The 13,226-nt window shown below is 61.6% G+C and carries 14 protein-coding genes; 6 read left to right on the forward strand and 8 right to left on the reverse strand.

What is annotated here, in order from left to right:
* Positions 1-110: 110 nt before the first annotated feature.
* From ACO07C_RS09010 to ACO07C_RS09025, 4 genes are all read right to left on the reverse strand, one after another.
* On the reverse strand, positions 111-1,550 hold the full coding sequence (locus tag ACO07C_RS09010; RefSeq protein ID WP_421913828.1) for an ATP-binding protein: 1,440 nt from the start codon (positions 1,548-1,550) through the stop codon (positions 111-113).
* On the reverse strand, positions 1,534-2,199 hold the full coding sequence (locus ACO07C_RS09015; RefSeq protein ID WP_214473276.1) for a response regulator transcription factor: 666 nt from the start codon (positions 2,197-2,199) through the stop codon (positions 1,534-1,536). The genes ACO07C_RS09010 and ACO07C_RS09015 overlap by 17 nt, the downstream gene beginning before the upstream one ends.
* Before the next feature lie 94 nt (positions 2,200-2,293).
* Positions 2,294-2,593 (reverse strand): hypothetical protein, encoded by a 300-nt coding sequence (locus tag ACO07C_RS09020; RefSeq protein ID WP_421913829.1) that lies wholly within the window; start codon positions 2,591-2,593, stop codon positions 2,294-2,296.
* Positions 2,594-2,763: 170 nt separating this feature from the next.
* Positions 2,764-3,171, reverse strand: a complete 408-nt coding sequence (locus ACO07C_RS09025) for a DUF3168 domain-containing protein (RefSeq protein ID WP_421913830.1) — start codon at positions 3,169-3,171, stop codon at positions 2,764-2,766.
* A gap of 212 nt (positions 3,172-3,383) precedes the next feature.
* Between ACO07C_RS09025 and ACO07C_RS09030 the strand changes: the two genes are divergently transcribed.
* From ACO07C_RS09030 to ACO07C_RS09045, 4 genes are all read left to right on the forward strand, one after another.
* Positions 3,384-5,540, forward strand: a complete 2,157-nt coding sequence (locus tag ACO07C_RS09030) for a transglycosylase domain-containing protein (RefSeq protein WP_421913831.1) — start codon at positions 3,384-3,386, stop codon at positions 5,538-5,540.
* A 100-nt stretch (positions 5,541-5,640) separates the two neighbouring features.
* Positions 5,641-6,225, forward strand: coding sequence for a DUF1214 domain-containing protein (locus ACO07C_RS09035; RefSeq protein WP_421913832.1), 585 nt, complete (start codon positions 5,641-5,643; stop codon positions 6,223-6,225).
* Entirely contained in the window at positions 6,218-6,766 is a 549-nt protein-coding gene (locus ACO07C_RS09040) for a DUF1254 domain-containing protein (RefSeq protein WP_421913833.1), read from the forward strand. The genes ACO07C_RS09035 and ACO07C_RS09040 overlap by 8 nt, the downstream gene beginning before the upstream one ends.
* Positions 6,767-7,188: 422 nt before the next feature.
* Positions 7,189-8,208: a hypothetical protein gene (locus ACO07C_RS09045; protein ID WP_421913834.1), complete on the forward strand. Its 1,020-nt coding sequence runs from the start codon at positions 7,189-7,191 to the stop codon at positions 8,206-8,208.
* Here the strand turns inward: ACO07C_RS09045 and ACO07C_RS09050 are convergent.
* The 3 genes from ACO07C_RS09050 to ACO07C_RS09060 form a co-directional block, all read right to left on the reverse strand.
* Positions 8,198-8,542, reverse strand: a complete 345-nt coding sequence (locus tag ACO07C_RS09050; protein WP_421913835.1) for a DUF1491 family protein — start codon at positions 8,540-8,542, stop codon at positions 8,198-8,200. The two genes, ACO07C_RS09045 and ACO07C_RS09050, sit on opposite strands and share 11 nt — an antisense overlap.
* Before the next feature lie 69 nt (positions 8,543-8,611).
* Positions 8,612-9,379: a peptidoglycan-binding protein gene (locus ACO07C_RS09055; RefSeq protein WP_421913836.1), complete on the reverse strand. Its 768-nt coding sequence runs from the start codon at positions 9,377-9,379 to the stop codon at positions 8,612-8,614.
* Positions 9,354-11,087, reverse strand: a complete 1,734-nt coding sequence (locus ACO07C_RS09060) for a PAS domain-containing sensor histidine kinase (RefSeq protein ID WP_421917477.1) — start codon at positions 11,085-11,087, stop codon at positions 9,354-9,356. The genes ACO07C_RS09055 and ACO07C_RS09060 overlap by 26 nt, the downstream gene beginning before the upstream one ends.
* 533 nt (positions 11,088-11,620) lie before the next feature.
* On the opposite strand from ACO07C_RS09060, the gene ACO07C_RS09065 reads away from it, so the two are divergent.
* Both ACO07C_RS09065 and ACO07C_RS09070 read left to right on the forward strand, forming a co-directional pair.
* Positions 11,621-11,989, forward strand: a complete 369-nt coding sequence (locus ACO07C_RS09065; protein ID WP_421913837.1) for a DUF5330 domain-containing protein — start codon at positions 11,621-11,623, stop codon at positions 11,987-11,989.
* Positions 11,990-12,194: 205 nt separating this feature from the next.
* Positions 12,195-12,623 carry a SufE family protein gene (locus ACO07C_RS09070; RefSeq protein WP_421913838.1) on the forward strand — a complete coding sequence of 143 codons (429 nt, stop codon included), beginning with the start codon at positions 12,195-12,197 and terminating at the stop codon, positions 12,621-12,623.
* Between the two features lie 91 nt (positions 12,624-12,714).
* On the opposite strand, the gene ACO07C_RS09075 is transcribed toward ACO07C_RS09070, so the two are convergent.
* The gene (locus ACO07C_RS09075; RefSeq protein ID WP_354459737.1) at positions 12,715-13,140 is read right to left on the reverse strand and encodes a MucR family transcriptional regulator; all 426 of its coding nucleotides are present in this window, start codon (positions 13,138-13,140) and stop codon (positions 12,715-12,717) included.
* Positions 13,141-13,226: the final 86 nt, after the last annotated feature.

Below are 13,226 nucleotides of genomic sequence, written 5' to 3' on the forward strand. Positions count from 1 at the left end.
AACAACCGGTTATCTTGAAGAGGATGAGCTGGGGGCCGCGCCATCGAGACCGGCCTGGCCATAGTGTTGATATTTGTCGGAAATTTGGCCGTGATCCATTTGAACGAACATCACTGAAGGCTCCGCAATCGAACCACAACCTTCAATCCACCCATGTCGGATCGTTCCAGGGCCAGGGTGCCTCCATACTCGTTGACGAGGTCCGCGACAATGGACAGCCCGAGACCAGTGCCAGGCTTCGTCTCGTCGAGGCGCCGTCCTCGTTTCAGCACATCGCGCGCCTTGTCTTCGGGGATGCCAGGGCCATCATCCTCGATGTTGATCTCGAAAAGGCTGGCCACATCTTCCCTGTTGGTGAGAGGTGTCACAGATACCGCGACTGCGCTTCGCGCCCATTTCATAGCGTTCTCAAGAAGATTGCCAAGCAATTCTTCCAGATCTTCCCGTTCCCCGGCAAAGACGATTTCGGTGGGTGGCAGCAAAAGCGACAGGCTGGTCCGCGGATTGAGCTTCTGCAGCACCCGCACCATGCGCTGCACAAGCGGCGCCACCGGCGTGCGGTAGACAACGCTGTCGCGCTGCGCAGCGACGCGAGCCCGCTGAAGATAATGCTCGACCTGCTTTTGCATCGACGTGGCTTGTTCGGCGATAAGCTGGCCCTTGGCGCCACCAAGCGCCCGTCCTTCGTTGATGAGAACCGCGAGCGGCGTCTTCAAGGAATGCGCGAGATTGCCAACCTGCGTTCGCGATCTCTCGACAATGCGCTTGTTGTTTTCGATGAGCGCGTTGGTTTCGTTGGCGAGGGGTTCGATCTCGGCGGGAAACCGGCCATCGAGCCGCTGTGCGGTACCTTCGCGCACCATGGCAAGCGCATTTCGGACGCGCCGCAGAGGCTGCAGGCCAAGCAGGATGGCGGCCGCGTTGATGGCGATCATGCCGACACCGAACAGCGAAAGATAAGTGAGCAGGCGGCGCTGGAAACTGCCGATTTCCTGTTCCAGTTCGGTCTGGTTGCCCATGACACGGAAACGCGCGGCACGGTTCTTCGCGTCCAGCACGAATTCGCTTTCGAACACCTGCAGTCTCTCACCGCTTATCCCCTCCGTTGAATAGCTGCGCTGGAAACTGGAGTTGAACGGCACTTCGGAGACAGGTGGCGAAGGAATTGTCCGGGTCATCGACGAGGAATGGAGGTCGCCATGCACGCCTTCCGACGCAGGCTCCACCGACCAGTACCAGCCCGAATTCGGTTCGGAGAACCGCAGGTCGCCAAGATCGGGCGCACCGGTCAGCGCGCCGGTATCGGAAATGCCGACCGAACCAATCAGGTTGAAGAGATGCGCCGAAAGCAGGCTGTCGAAACCCCGCTCGTTCGCCTGGCGATAAAGCGTCGTGATGAGGGTGAAGATCACAATGAGGGTGAGGATCGCCCAGACCGTGGAAAAGGCGACCACCCGGAACGCCAGCGAGCGCGGCCAGAAACGCAGGGACAGCGTTTTTGGGGCAGCCGGTTTTGTAGGGAACTGTTCCGCGTTACGCCTCCGGCTCACGCATACGATAGCCCATTCCGCGCACGGTTTCGATCATGTCGATGCCCATCTTCTTGCGCAGCCGCCCGACAAAGACCTCTATGGTGTTGGAATCGCGGTCAAAATCCTGATCGTAGAGATGCTCGACCAGTTCGGTCCGCGAGACAACTTCACCCATGTGGTGCATCAGATAGGCGAGCAGACGGAATTCGTGCGACGTCAGTTTCAGCGGTACGCCATTGACATCGGCCTTGGAGGCTTTTGTGTCGAGCCGCAACGGCCCGCAAGTCAGTTCGGAGGACGCGTGGCCGGCCGCACGGCGGATAAGCGCCCTAACGCGCGCCAGCACCTCCTCGATGTGGAACGGCTTGGTGACATAATCGTCGGCCCCCGCGTCGATGCCCGACACCTTGTCGCTCCAGCGGTCGCGTGCCGTCAGGATCAAGACCGGCATCTTGCGGCCGCCCCGCCGCCAGCGTTCGACCACGCTGATGCCATCCATCTGCGGCAGGCCGATATCGAGCACCACGGCATCGTAGGGTTCGGTATCACCGAGAAAGTGGCCTTCCTCACCATCGAAAGCCCTGTCCACCACATAGCCGGCATCCACCAGGGCATCGGCGATCTGCCGGTTGAGATCCTTGTCATCTTCGACGACGAGTACGCGCATGCGGGTCAATGCCTGTGGCGGGTTGAGCCTGTTGAAGGGCCGGTGTGTGAGATATAGGCCGATTCCCGCGGCCGTGGAAACGATGGGGTCAAGCTCAGTTCTGGGGAACCACGATTTCGGAGCGGCGCGGACGCTGGCCATCCTTGCCCGGCACGAGCACGACAATGACGCAGACGGGCTGTCCACCGCGCGTCGATTGCGATGCCTTGGCCAGGGTTCCGCCGTTCTGCTCGGCAACCTGCTGGCCGATCGCGTAGCAATCAGACGAAGCCAATATGATCGGATCGGCCGGCTGCGGCATGTCGGTCGGCAATGCCGTCGCCCGCGACGCAAACAACCCGGCCGCGCAGAGCGCCAGTATCGCGGTTCGGAGGTGGGGGCCAAGCGTTTTCATGGTCGGCTTTGTAACGCGTCGGTGCTGAACGTGAAATGAACAGTGAACGCCGATAAAAACATGCCTGCCAACCCCCTTGGATATCAGAAAACAAGACAGTGATTTTCGTTGCCCGGGCGAAGATCACAAGGTTTCAGTCTAGACCGCGTTCCGGCCCTATTGAAAGCACGTCACGCGCTTTCCTGCATCGCGGCGCGGAAGCGCAGCAGCCCGTGATACAGCAGCAGCTCTTCGTCATGACGGATTTCGGAAAATTCGAGCACAAGGTGTGTGCGGCCGCGCGCACCTATTGCCAGCACCGCCTTGGCTAGGCGCGCCTTTATCCTGTCCATGATGGCACGCGTTTCGGCCTCACCGTGTGCCTTCGACCAGATATGCAGCGTGACCAGCTGATCGGCGTCATTCTGGGCGCCCGTGTCCCAGTCGAAGGCACTGGTCTGGCCGCACGTAACATAGGGAAAGGCAACATTTTCGGCTGGCCGCTCAAGCAGCCCAGCGCCGCCAAGCAGCGCCGACAGCGATGCATCGCTTCTTAGTCGCTGGAATAATGCCTGCTGCAAATCGCCGGACGCGCTCATCGTCTTGTTCCATCACCAGTGGGTATTCGCGCCGACGGCAGTTTCGCGCCGAGCCTAACCGCGTTCGGATTCTTCCGCCAGATCACGACTTGCGGCGCTGCCTCCTCTTAGCCCTTGTGAGCGCCGAAAAAATGGACGAATAGTCTTGTCGATGCGCCGTCCCGAAACTGCGCGCATGCAGTTCCGGGACGCAGCCGAAGACGGATTTCCTAATGGCCAGTCCCGAACCGCGCAAGAGAAGAGGCCCCATCGCCGCCTGGTTGCTGGGTTTGGACGCGTGGCTCGATTCCTCGCTCTATGAGATCGGCTTCAAGGCTCGTCAGTTCTGGGAAGCAGCGACGATCTTTTCCCGACGGTTCCGCCTCACCGGCTGGCGCCGGGGCATCATCGAATTGCTCAGCGAAGGGTTCACGCTCGGAGCCGGGGGCATAGTCGTCATGCTGGCGCTGGCCATGCCGGCATTCCAGGACACGGCCGGCGATTGGCGGGCACAGGGCGACTTCGCGGTCACCTTCCTCGACCGCTACGGCAACGAGATCGGCCAGCGTGGCATCATCCAGCGCGATTCCGTGCCCGTCGACGAGATGCCCGATCATGTCATCAAGGCCGTGCTCGCCACCGAGGATCGCCGATTCTTCGATCACTACGGCATCGACGTCCTCGGCCTTTCGCGAGCGATCTTCCAGAACGTCCGCGCCAACTCGGTGGTCCAGGGCGGCTCAAGCATCACCCAGCAACTGGCGAAGAACCTGTTCCTCACCAATGAGCGTACGTTCGAGCGCAAGATCAAGGAAGCCTTCCTGTCATTGTGGCTCGAAGCCAACCTTTCGAAGAAGGAAATCCTCCAGCTCTATCTCGACCGCGCCTATATGGGCGGCGGCACGTTCGGCATCGAGGCGGCCGCCGATTTCTATTTCGGCAAGAGCGTCAAGGACCTGAACCTCGCCGAGGCGGCGATGCTGGCGGGGTTGTTCAAGGCGCCGACCAAATACGCGCCGCATATCAACCTGCCGGCCGCACGCGCGCGGGCCAATGTGGTGCTGTCCAACCTTGTCGACGCCGGTTTCATGACCGAGGGTCAGGTGCTGCAGGCGCGGCTGCATCCAGCCGATGTCGTCGACCGGGGCGAGCAGAAGAGCCCGGATTACTTCCTCGACTGGGCGTTCGACGAGGTCAAGAAGATCGCGGCCAAGAGCGGCCAGCACTCGCTGGTCGCCCATACGACCTTCGACGCGAATATCCAGAAGGCGGCCGAAGAATCGGTGGAATTCCACCTCCGGCAATTCGGCAAGGAGTACAACGTCACCGAGGGCGCGGTGGTCGTTATTGAAACCAACGGCGCGGTCCGGGCAATCGTCGGCGGCCGGGACTATGGCGCGAGCCAGTTCAACCGCGCGACCAAGGCGCTGCGGCAGACCGGCTCTTCGTTCAAGCCCTATGTCTATGCGACCGCCATGGAGCACGGCTTCACGCCCAACTCGATCATTTCCGGCGGGCCGATCAGCTGGGGCAACTGGTCGCCGCACAATTATGCCGGCGAATCGGCAGGGAATATCACCCTTCTCATGGCGATGGCGAAGTCCATCAACACCGTGCCGGTGCGGTTGGCAAAGGATCACCTTGGCATCGCCCCGATCAAGGCGCTTGCCGAATCATTCGGGGTCGAGTCACCGCTGGAGGGTCACAAGACAATGGTGCTCGGCACCTCCGGCATGACCGTGATGGATCAGGCGACAGGCTATAGCGTGTTCGCGCAGAACGGCTTTGTCGGCTCGCGTCACGGCATCACGCAACTCGTCAACCGCACCGGCCAGGTGGTCTATGACTTCACCAAGGATGCGCCGCCCCCGCACCGCGTGCTGTCGGAACAGGCGCTCAGGTCCATGAACACCATGCTGGCAGCAGTGCCGGTCATGGGTACCGCGCGGCGCGCTCAGATTCCCAACATAGTCGTGGCCGGAAAGACCGGCACGACACAGTCCTATCGCGATGCCTGGTTTGTCGGGTTTACGGGCAACTACACGGCAGCCGTCTGGCTGGGCAACGATGACTTCAGTCCGACCAAGAACATGACGGGCGGCTCGCTGCCGGCGATGGTATGGCAACGCCTGATGGTCTACGCCCATCAGAATATCGATCTCAAGCCGATCCCGGGCATCGACAAGCCGTTTGTCGATGTCGCAGCCGCCGCCAAGGCAGAGGAAGCGCAAAAGAAGAGCGACGAGCAGGCCGCGGCCGAAGCCGCCGCCGAGCGCCCGCCGGTCCTCTCCAGCCGAACCACGCAGACGCTCAGGGACATGTCCAAGGTGTTCGAGGTGGCACCCATCCTGAGGGCCCCCGCCGCGCCGCAGACCTTGTCGGCGCTTTGACCCCAGGGCATTGGGTCGGAAGGCAAATTCCGCGGCCCGCTTGCCATCGGGCCCTGCGTCGCGATATCCGGAACGATAATCCTCTCTCTCGCGGTTCTTCATGCTCAAGAACGCATTCCTGACATTTGTCGCACTTGTCATCGCCATCGGCGGTGGCGGCGGCAGCGTCTGGTATGCGCTGAAGGTGCAGGATGGCGTTGGCGCGATCCGAATCGGCCAATGGACCGCTTTCCCCTATATCGGAACGCCGGCGGCCGACCCGTACTCCAAGGCCCGCGTGGCGCGGGAAGGTGTCCTTGCGCTGGGTCAGGCCGAAGGATTGTCCTTTGTCGCGGAGCATGATTCAGGAGGCGAGCCGCTCAGGCGGGAATGCGCGTACAAGATCGAAGGCACATATCCGACAGCCCGTTTCTGGACCCTCTATGCGGCGGACCGCTCGCTTGGCGTGGTCGAGACCGGCAAGTCGCGGCCCGCCGCCCTTCAATCCTATCAAGTGCTGCGCGAGCCAGACAATTCGGTGGTCATTTCCGTCGGCGACCGCCCCGCCCCGGGCAATTGGCTACTCTCCAACGGCTCCGGCACGATGTACTTCGTCCTTACATTCTATGACACGCCGATCGCCAGCAGCACGGGCCTGTCGGACGTGACATTGCCGCAGATCCTGAAGGTCGGCTGCAATGCGTAGGCTCCTGCACCTCATCCTGCTTGGTCTGGTCGGCGCCGGCATCATCCATATCGCCGTGCTGCTCCTGGTTCCGGAGTTTTCCGAACGTGATGCCTGGTCCCGGCTGGCGATGGCTTCCGATCTGTACAAGATAACAAGGCTCGACGCGGAAGCCGGCGGCGCGCCGGTGGTCAAATCCGTCGACCCGATGTTTTATGCGGCGGCCTGCCGGTTCGACCTGGTCGACGGGATGGTACGGGTCAAGGCGCCGGGAAACGTCCCGTTCTGGTCCGTCTCGGTCTACGACCGCAACGGGCACAACATCTATTCCTTCAACGACCATACCGCCAATGGCGGGGCGCTGGATGCGGTGGTCCTGACGCCGGCGCAGATGATCGAGGTCCGCAAGGACCTGCCCGAGGGGCTTCAGGGAGCCGTATTTGTCGAGGCGCCGATAGACGAAGGCATGTTCGTTATCCGCAGCTTCGTTCCTGACGACAGCTGGAAGCCGATCGTATCGCGGTTTCTCGATCAGAGTTCCTGCGAATTGCAGGACTTCTAGAGCCGCAACCGGTCACCGGTAAATCAGGCGCCCGCTCGATGTCGTCTAATGATGCGGTGTGGGCGGACGGGTTAATCCTGGCTTGTCGGGCCCCGCTGGCCTTGCCTCGCCGATGAGCGGCCGCTGCTCGTAGCGAACGCCCGGAAAGATGATCACCGCCGCCGGCGCGCCGGTGTTCTGACTTGCCCTGCTGGTTGCCGCCGTCCGCGGCACGAAAGACAGTACCATACCCATGGTTCGCGCATTCCTCTCGGTTTCCCCGGAGCACAACGCAACGCCTCCAAATGTGATTAAGGACGGTAGAGGGTTAACGGAGCGCTAACGGATCACCGCTAACTTGATCTTTGTTCCCGGCGAATGCGAAACCGACACAGTCGGTCGCGCGCGGTCCGGGTTGTGTCAAAGTGTCAGGCGTATCCTCCGTGTCATCTTCGGATTTCAGGCAAATCGCTGTTCGAACCGAACCAGGCAAGGCTGAAAGGCTTTTCCGAGCAGCGGTCTCGGCGTTCTGTTCGCTCACCCGCCCCTCGCGCCGGGAGATCGCCCAGCTTGAGGACCTTACGCTTCCGCTCTTCGACAATGTCTCGACCGAATCACGCCGTTATGTTGCGGCCGCGCTTTCCGAATGCGAATACGCGCCCGCTGGACTGGTTCGGCGGCTATGCGAAGAACCGGTCGACATCGCCGCGCCCCTGCTCATCCGTTCGCCCGCGGTCAGCGATATCGATCTCATCGCGCTGATCGGGCGCCATGGCCTGCCTCATGCTCGCGCGATCGCGCGCCGCAAGGATTTGAACCCGACCATAGCCGACCTGATCAGGGCGATCGAAAAGCCGACACTGGTGCGACAGCGCAAACCGGAACCGATCGCGAAAGTGGCGGCGGAAAGCGCCGAAATCGTCGAGGTCGCTCCCACCCCGCAACCAGACCCCGGGATTGCCGCCGAAAATGCGCGTCGACGGCTGCGCTCGATGATGCGCCCCGTCGGAGACAGTCTGGGAACCTCCGTCACCCCCTTCGTCGGCTCGGAAACCTACGCCAAGCTGCGCGAGACAGCGCTGACAGGTAATGCGGCGTTTTTCCAGACCGCGCTCGCCGATGCGCTCGAAATCGATTTTCAAACGGCCCGCTCCCTCACCGCGAACCAGAACTATTCATCGCTGCTTGCGGCGCTGCGTTCGCTGGACCTCAGTGAGGACAGGGCGTTCCTGATAACCGTCGCTGTCTATCCGACCCAGTTCCCGCATCCTCAGGCCATCCGCCTGTTCCTCGACCGGTATCGCCTGCTTCACCGCGACGTTGCCCTGGACAAGGTGCGGGGGTGGAAGGCCGAAACACTATCCAAGGCTATCCGCAACACGGGGCACGCCGCTGCAAACGGGGACACGCGCAAAGCTTCGAACAGCGACGAGGCTCCGCTACCCGCAAGCCTCAGGGCTTGATTGAAATCAGCTCCTCGACCGGAACGGCGCCAGCCTCGATCTCGACCACCCAAATATCCGGATCGAATTTCTTCTCCCTTTCCAGCCGTGCATCCAGCACGGCGGGATCGTCGCCCGCACCGAGCAAACTGAAGAAGCGATCATCCGGCTTGGCCGAATCGTAGCTTGTCTGGGGCGCCGGCCCAAGCAGGGCGACCTCGCCCATCCTCCCCCGCGCCAGGATGAAAACCGCTCCGGCTTCGGTCGCGCCGCGCTTGACCACCGCAGCGAAGCCACCGGCGCCGAAAACACGGCGCAAAAGCGCCGACACCCAAAGGTCGCTGGTTACGCGCATGAAAAGCATCCGGACATAGGACGCTGTTTAGCGGGGTTCTTGCTGGCTTGCGAGCGGTCGTTTCGCCCGTCAGTTGGTCAGGCCGATCTCACGCATCTTGACGTAGACAACCTCGTCGGGCTCGCCAGTTTGCGGCAGGCCGAAGAGCGACTGGAATTCCTTGATCGCAGCCTTGGTGCGTGCGCCCACCACGCCATCCAGTTGCATGTCATCGTTGCCGAACGCCTTAAGCCCGGCCTGAATCTTGACGATGCGGGCGTCGGGCGCTTGCGAGGGGGCGGCGCTTGTCTGCAGCGAGACCGGAACGACACCCGTCTCAGCCGGGCGAGGCTGCGGATGCGGAACGGACGCTGTCGTGGGGGTCGCCCCCAGTTGATCCAGGAGGACAGCATCGATTTCGCCGGACGCGTTGAGCCCGACCTTCTGCTGATAAGCCTGGATGGCCTTGCGCGTGGCCGGACCGGTAATGCCGTCAACGGTCCCGGAATAGAAATTCAGGTCCTTCAATATGCCCTGGACCTGCTGCACCCGCGGGTCGCTCTTGACCGGCGCCGTCGCGGTGGCCGGCCTCACGATATTGATTGTCGTCTCCGGCTCCGCCACGCCAGCGCGCGGAAAGCTCGCCATGCTTCGAGTGGCGAAGAATGCGCCCGAATGCGGAAAAGGCTGGTACCACAAGGCATTCGCCGAAACGTAGAACAACGTCACCAGAAAGGCTGTCGACCCGCCCACGAGAACGGGATTTTGCGAAATCAGGCTTCCAACGGCCGCCGCACCGTCCTGAAAGGGGGTGTTGCGGCGCTTGACCGCCTTAGCCTGTCTTGCGGAGCGAGCCATTTCTGTCTCCTTTCGCCTTGGCAACGGGCATCGGCAGCACGGCGGCCTTGTCGGCGGAACGTCGCTTGGGGCCACGCACGGGAAGGCTGATCGTCACCGTGGTGCCCTCACCCGGCATGCTCTCGATCGACATCGTGCCGTCGTGCAGTTCCACCAGCCCCTTCACCAGCGAAAGTCCAAGACCCGTTCCCTCGAAGCGGCGCGTATAATCATTCTGGATCTGCATGAACGGCTTGCCGAGATTGGCAAAATCCTCCTCCGCGATGCCTATGCCTGTATCTCTGACCCAGAAATGCAACCGCGAGCCGATCCGCTTGGCGCCGACAACGACGTCGCCGCCGTCGGGCGTGAACTTGATGGCATTGGATACGAGGTTGATGAGTATCTGTTGCACCGCACGACGGTCGGCATTGATCTCGCCGGCATCCGGCGCGATCTGCGCCTGCAGGTCGATGCTCTTTGCCTGTGCCTGCAGTCGCATCATGGACTGGCACATGTCGACCGCTTCAGAAAAACGGAAAGGCTCCGGCTCGGTCGCGTAGGCACCCGATTCGATTTTTGAAACATCGAGTATCGATGTCACCACCGCCAGCAGATGCTGGCCCGAATCCCTTACAAGGCCGACATATTCCTTCTGGCGAGGATCCTTGAATGTGCCGAACATTTCGTGCAGCAACATGTCGGAGAAGCCGATGATGGCATTCAGCGGCGTGCGAAGCTCGTGGCTGACAACGGCGAGGAACCGCCCTTTCGCGACTTCGGCGCAAGCAGCGGCTTCGTTCGCCGCGGCCAGTTCTTCGCGCAGCGCTGAAACTTCGTCGTTTTCGCGAACAACAAGGGTGAAGATCTCGCTCTGTTCGGGCGCGCGAAGCAGTTCGAGAGAAAACGGCCTGTAATTGTCCACCGTCCTGCCGCTGCCGTTCTGCGGCAGCCGGACACGGATGTCGAGCCGGCGCGACAGGGCTCCGTCGCGCATGTCGGCCATCGCACTGAGATAGCAGACGCGGTCGGACAGATGGATGCGGTCAAAGAAGCCAGTGCCGAAAAGCAATTCGGGCGGCAGCTTCAGCATCGTGCGTGCCTTCGCCGACGCCTCCAGCACCTCGCCATGCCTGGCGGCGCGCAGGACAACCGCATCGATGATGTCTTCAAGCCGGTCGGCAGTGTCCTTGTCTGGAGACGCCCCCACGGGATTGTGAAATGCCGAGGTGCGGGGAATGAGGGTAAGCGCCCAGGCCAGCGGCACCAGCCAGTGCCAGGCAGGAACATGCACCGCCGCGAGCGGCAGAACGGAAGCAACCAGCGGCTGGGCAAGGATCGCGGCAAGGGCCGACACGGCGCCCCACACCGCGGCCCGCCGCGAGGCGCCAATCCACCAGGCTTCGAATGGCAGGGCCACGACGAGCATCGCGACTGGAGAGCTCAATCCTCCCGCAGCGGCGATCAAGGCGGCAAGAGCAATGCCCGCAATGGCCAAGGCAACCTTGCCGGCCAACGCCATCTTGCCCGTCGCCGCAACCAACAAGGCGATGAACCAGCAGAGGCCGAAAGCCGCGAAAATCGCGCCCACGGTCACGGCCGCACCCATGCCCGACGTAACCATCGTTACCGCGGCGCCGGCAGCGAAGAATGGCGCGGCCAACATGAGGCCAATGAATCGGCGGTGGCGCTCGTGGTCGCTCCGCTCCACTACGGACGGATGGACCATACGTTCGCAGCCGGCAGCCATCGCGCCAGGCAATTCGACGTATCTGGCCTTGATCGAACTCAACTCTACGCACCCGTACTGGTCGTGGACAACTCTGCCCTGCAGATTGTTCTGGTTGGCTCTGAAAGTCGCATCCAGCGTTTAAGGAATGGATAAGGCAGGCCCTGCCAACGTCCGGGCTGCGGCAAATATTGGGATCCTGGCGGCCGAATGCGGGGGCAAATGCAGCCATAGTAAACGGAGCGTTAGCCGGGCAGCCCCGAAAGCCGGATCACACCCACCGCCGCTACCGAGCCGTCTCGTGCAGAAAATCCAATAAAAACAGCCAATTGGATGGTTACCAGGAATTGAACGAAATCAACCGGATTTGCGGTAAATCGACAGCAAAACGGTTCGTTTCGAATCTGCCTAAAATTTGAGGAAAATTCTCGCTGTCCCCGCAAGCCGTCCTTTGTGCCTGTGTGCCAACATGCTGCCTACAAAAGAGGTCATGCCATATGGATGCATGATCCGGTGACGACGAGAGGCAAAGTATGTTCTTTCTGATGAGGATGGCTTTCTGGTTTTCGCTGGTGCTTCTGGCACTGCCGCTGAGCGTCGGCCCCGATGAGACCGGCCATGAGAGCGTCGGCCCGCTCCAGGCGCTGTTTGCGGCGCGGGACGCGGTTGGCGACATCGCCGGCATTTGCGAGCGTAAGCCTGATGTCTGCGAGACCGGCAAGTCGGCGATGCACACCATTACCGCCCGCGCCAAGGAGACAGCCAAGATCGCGGCTGCGATGCTTGACGACAAGACATCCGACGACAAGCCGGCGGCCGCGCCCGACACCTCGACCACGACCGGCAGCGTGAGCGAAGACATCGTGCTGCCCGCGACAGTAAATCTGCCGGTGAGAAACTGAGACGGATTTAGTTGCTGTATCGTGCGTCCCGATTGAACGTGCGAAGCAAGCGTCCACGATTTTCGTCAAGACATTTACTCTTTCCGTAGCCGGTTCCCATCTCAGGACCCAGTGCTGACGGCACACCGCGGGCTCGGCCTCAGCCCGCGGTGTACTTTCTTTTTCCGTGACGCGGCCGCGGCACGTGATTATATCCGGCATGATGATGACGACCACGATCCAGACGATCCGCGACGACTTTTCGCTTCTTGACGAGTGGGAGGACCGCTACCGTTACGTGATCGAGCTTGGCGAGGCGCTGCCGCCGTTTCCGGACGAGCAACGCAACGCAGCCAACAAGGTGCCGGGCTGTGTCAGCCAGGTCTGGCTGACCACCGAGCGCGGAACCGGCGCCAACCCCGTCATCACCTTCACCGGAGATTCCGACGCCCATATCGTGCGTGGCCTTGTCGCGATCATGCTGGCGCTGTTTTCAGGACAGACCGCCAGCCAGATTCTGGAGACGGACGCGGAAGTGACGCTGAAGGCACTCGGGCTTGACGAGCATCTATCGCCGCAGCGCGCCAATGGCCTGCGCTCCATGGTCAAACGCATCAAACGCGATGCCGAGGCGGCGCTGAAACAGACCGCCTGATAAGACCGGCGCAGCCGGTCGACTTAACCCATCAAAATCAAACGGCGCCAAACGGCGCCGTCGATGTCGATTTAATGGTGGCGCGCGGCGATTACCGCGCCTTGCGCTTGCGGCCGAGGCCCATCTTCTTGGCCAACTGGGACCGCGCAGCAGCGTAGTTTGGAGCAACCATAGGATAGCTCGGGTCCAGGTTCCACTTTTCACGATACTGATCAGGGGTCAGGTCATAGTGGGTCATCAGGTGGCGCTTGAGCGACTTGAACTTCTTGCCGTCCTCAAGGCAGACGATATAGTCGTCATGAACCGAGCGCTTCGGGTTCACGGCCGGCTTCTGCTTGTCCGCGGGAGGCTGTTCGCTCACTCCGCCCACGCGCCCGAGCGCTGCATGGACATCGGCGATCAGGTTGGGCAATTCGCCGACCGGGACCGGATTGTTGCTGACATAGGCAGCCACCACATCGGCGGTCAACTCGATCAGTGCATCGCTGTTTCTGGAAGGTGTCTCAACAATATCCATGGTTTCTTCAGGCCCCAACAAGAGTTGTTTCTATCTGCGCCCTGTTTTTACGAAGCGGGCATCGCGCGAATTTCGTGCAGGAAAGG

The sequence above is a fragment of the Mesorhizobium sp. genome, from assembly GCF_965229135.1.
In the GTDB taxonomy this organism is placed as follows: Bacteria; Pseudomonadota; Alphaproteobacteria; order Rhizobiales; family Rhizobiaceae; genus Mesorhizobium.

Excerpts from the sequence above, each read along its gene's own strand:
- ACO07C_RS09055 (WP_421913836.1), bottom strand. The coding sequence starts at position 9,379 with ATGGCTCGCTCCGCAAGACAGGCTAAGGCGGTCAAGCGCCGCAACACC.
- ACO07C_RS09020 (WP_421913829.1), bottom strand. The coding sequence starts at position 2,593 with ATGAAAACGCTTGGCCCCCACCTCCGAACCGCGATACTGGCGCTCTGC.
- ACO07C_RS09070 (WP_421913838.1), top strand. The coding sequence starts at position 12,195 with ATGACGACCACGATCCAGACGATCCGCGACGACTTTTCGCTTCTTGAC.
- ACO07C_RS09065 (WP_421913837.1), top strand. The coding sequence starts at position 11,621 with ATGTTCTTTCTGATGAGGATGGCTTTCTGGTTTTCGCTGGTGCTTCTG.
- ACO07C_RS09040 (WP_421913833.1), top strand. The coding sequence starts at position 6,218 with ATGCGTAGGCTCCTGCACCTCATCCTGCTTGGTCTGGTCGGCGCCGGC.
- ACO07C_RS09035 (WP_421913832.1), top strand. The coding sequence starts at position 5,641 with ATGCTCAAGAACGCATTCCTGACATTTGTCGCACTTGTCATCGCCATC.
- ACO07C_RS09060 (WP_421917477.1), bottom strand. The coding sequence starts at position 11,087 with ATGGTCCATCCGTCCGTAGTGGAGCGGAGCGACCACGAGCGCCACCGC.
- ACO07C_RS09050 (WP_421913835.1), bottom strand. The coding sequence starts at position 8,542 with ATGCGCGTAACCAGCGACCTTTGGGTGTCGGCGCTTTTGCGCCGTGTT.
- ACO07C_RS09030 (WP_421913831.1), top strand. The coding sequence starts at position 3,384 with ATGGCCAGTCCCGAACCGCGCAAGAGAAGAGGCCCCATCGCCGCCTGG.
- ACO07C_RS09015 (WP_214473276.1), bottom strand. The coding sequence starts at position 2,199 with ATGCGCGTACTCGTCGTCGAAGATGACAAGGATCTCAACCGGCAGATC.
- ACO07C_RS09025 (WP_421913830.1), bottom strand. The coding sequence starts at position 3,171 with ATGAGCGCGTCCGGCGATTTGCAGCAGGCATTATTCCAGCGACTAAGA.
- ACO07C_RS09075 (WP_354459737.1), bottom strand. The coding sequence starts at position 13,140 with ATGGATATTGTTGAGACACCTTCCAGAAACAGCGATGCACTGATCGAG.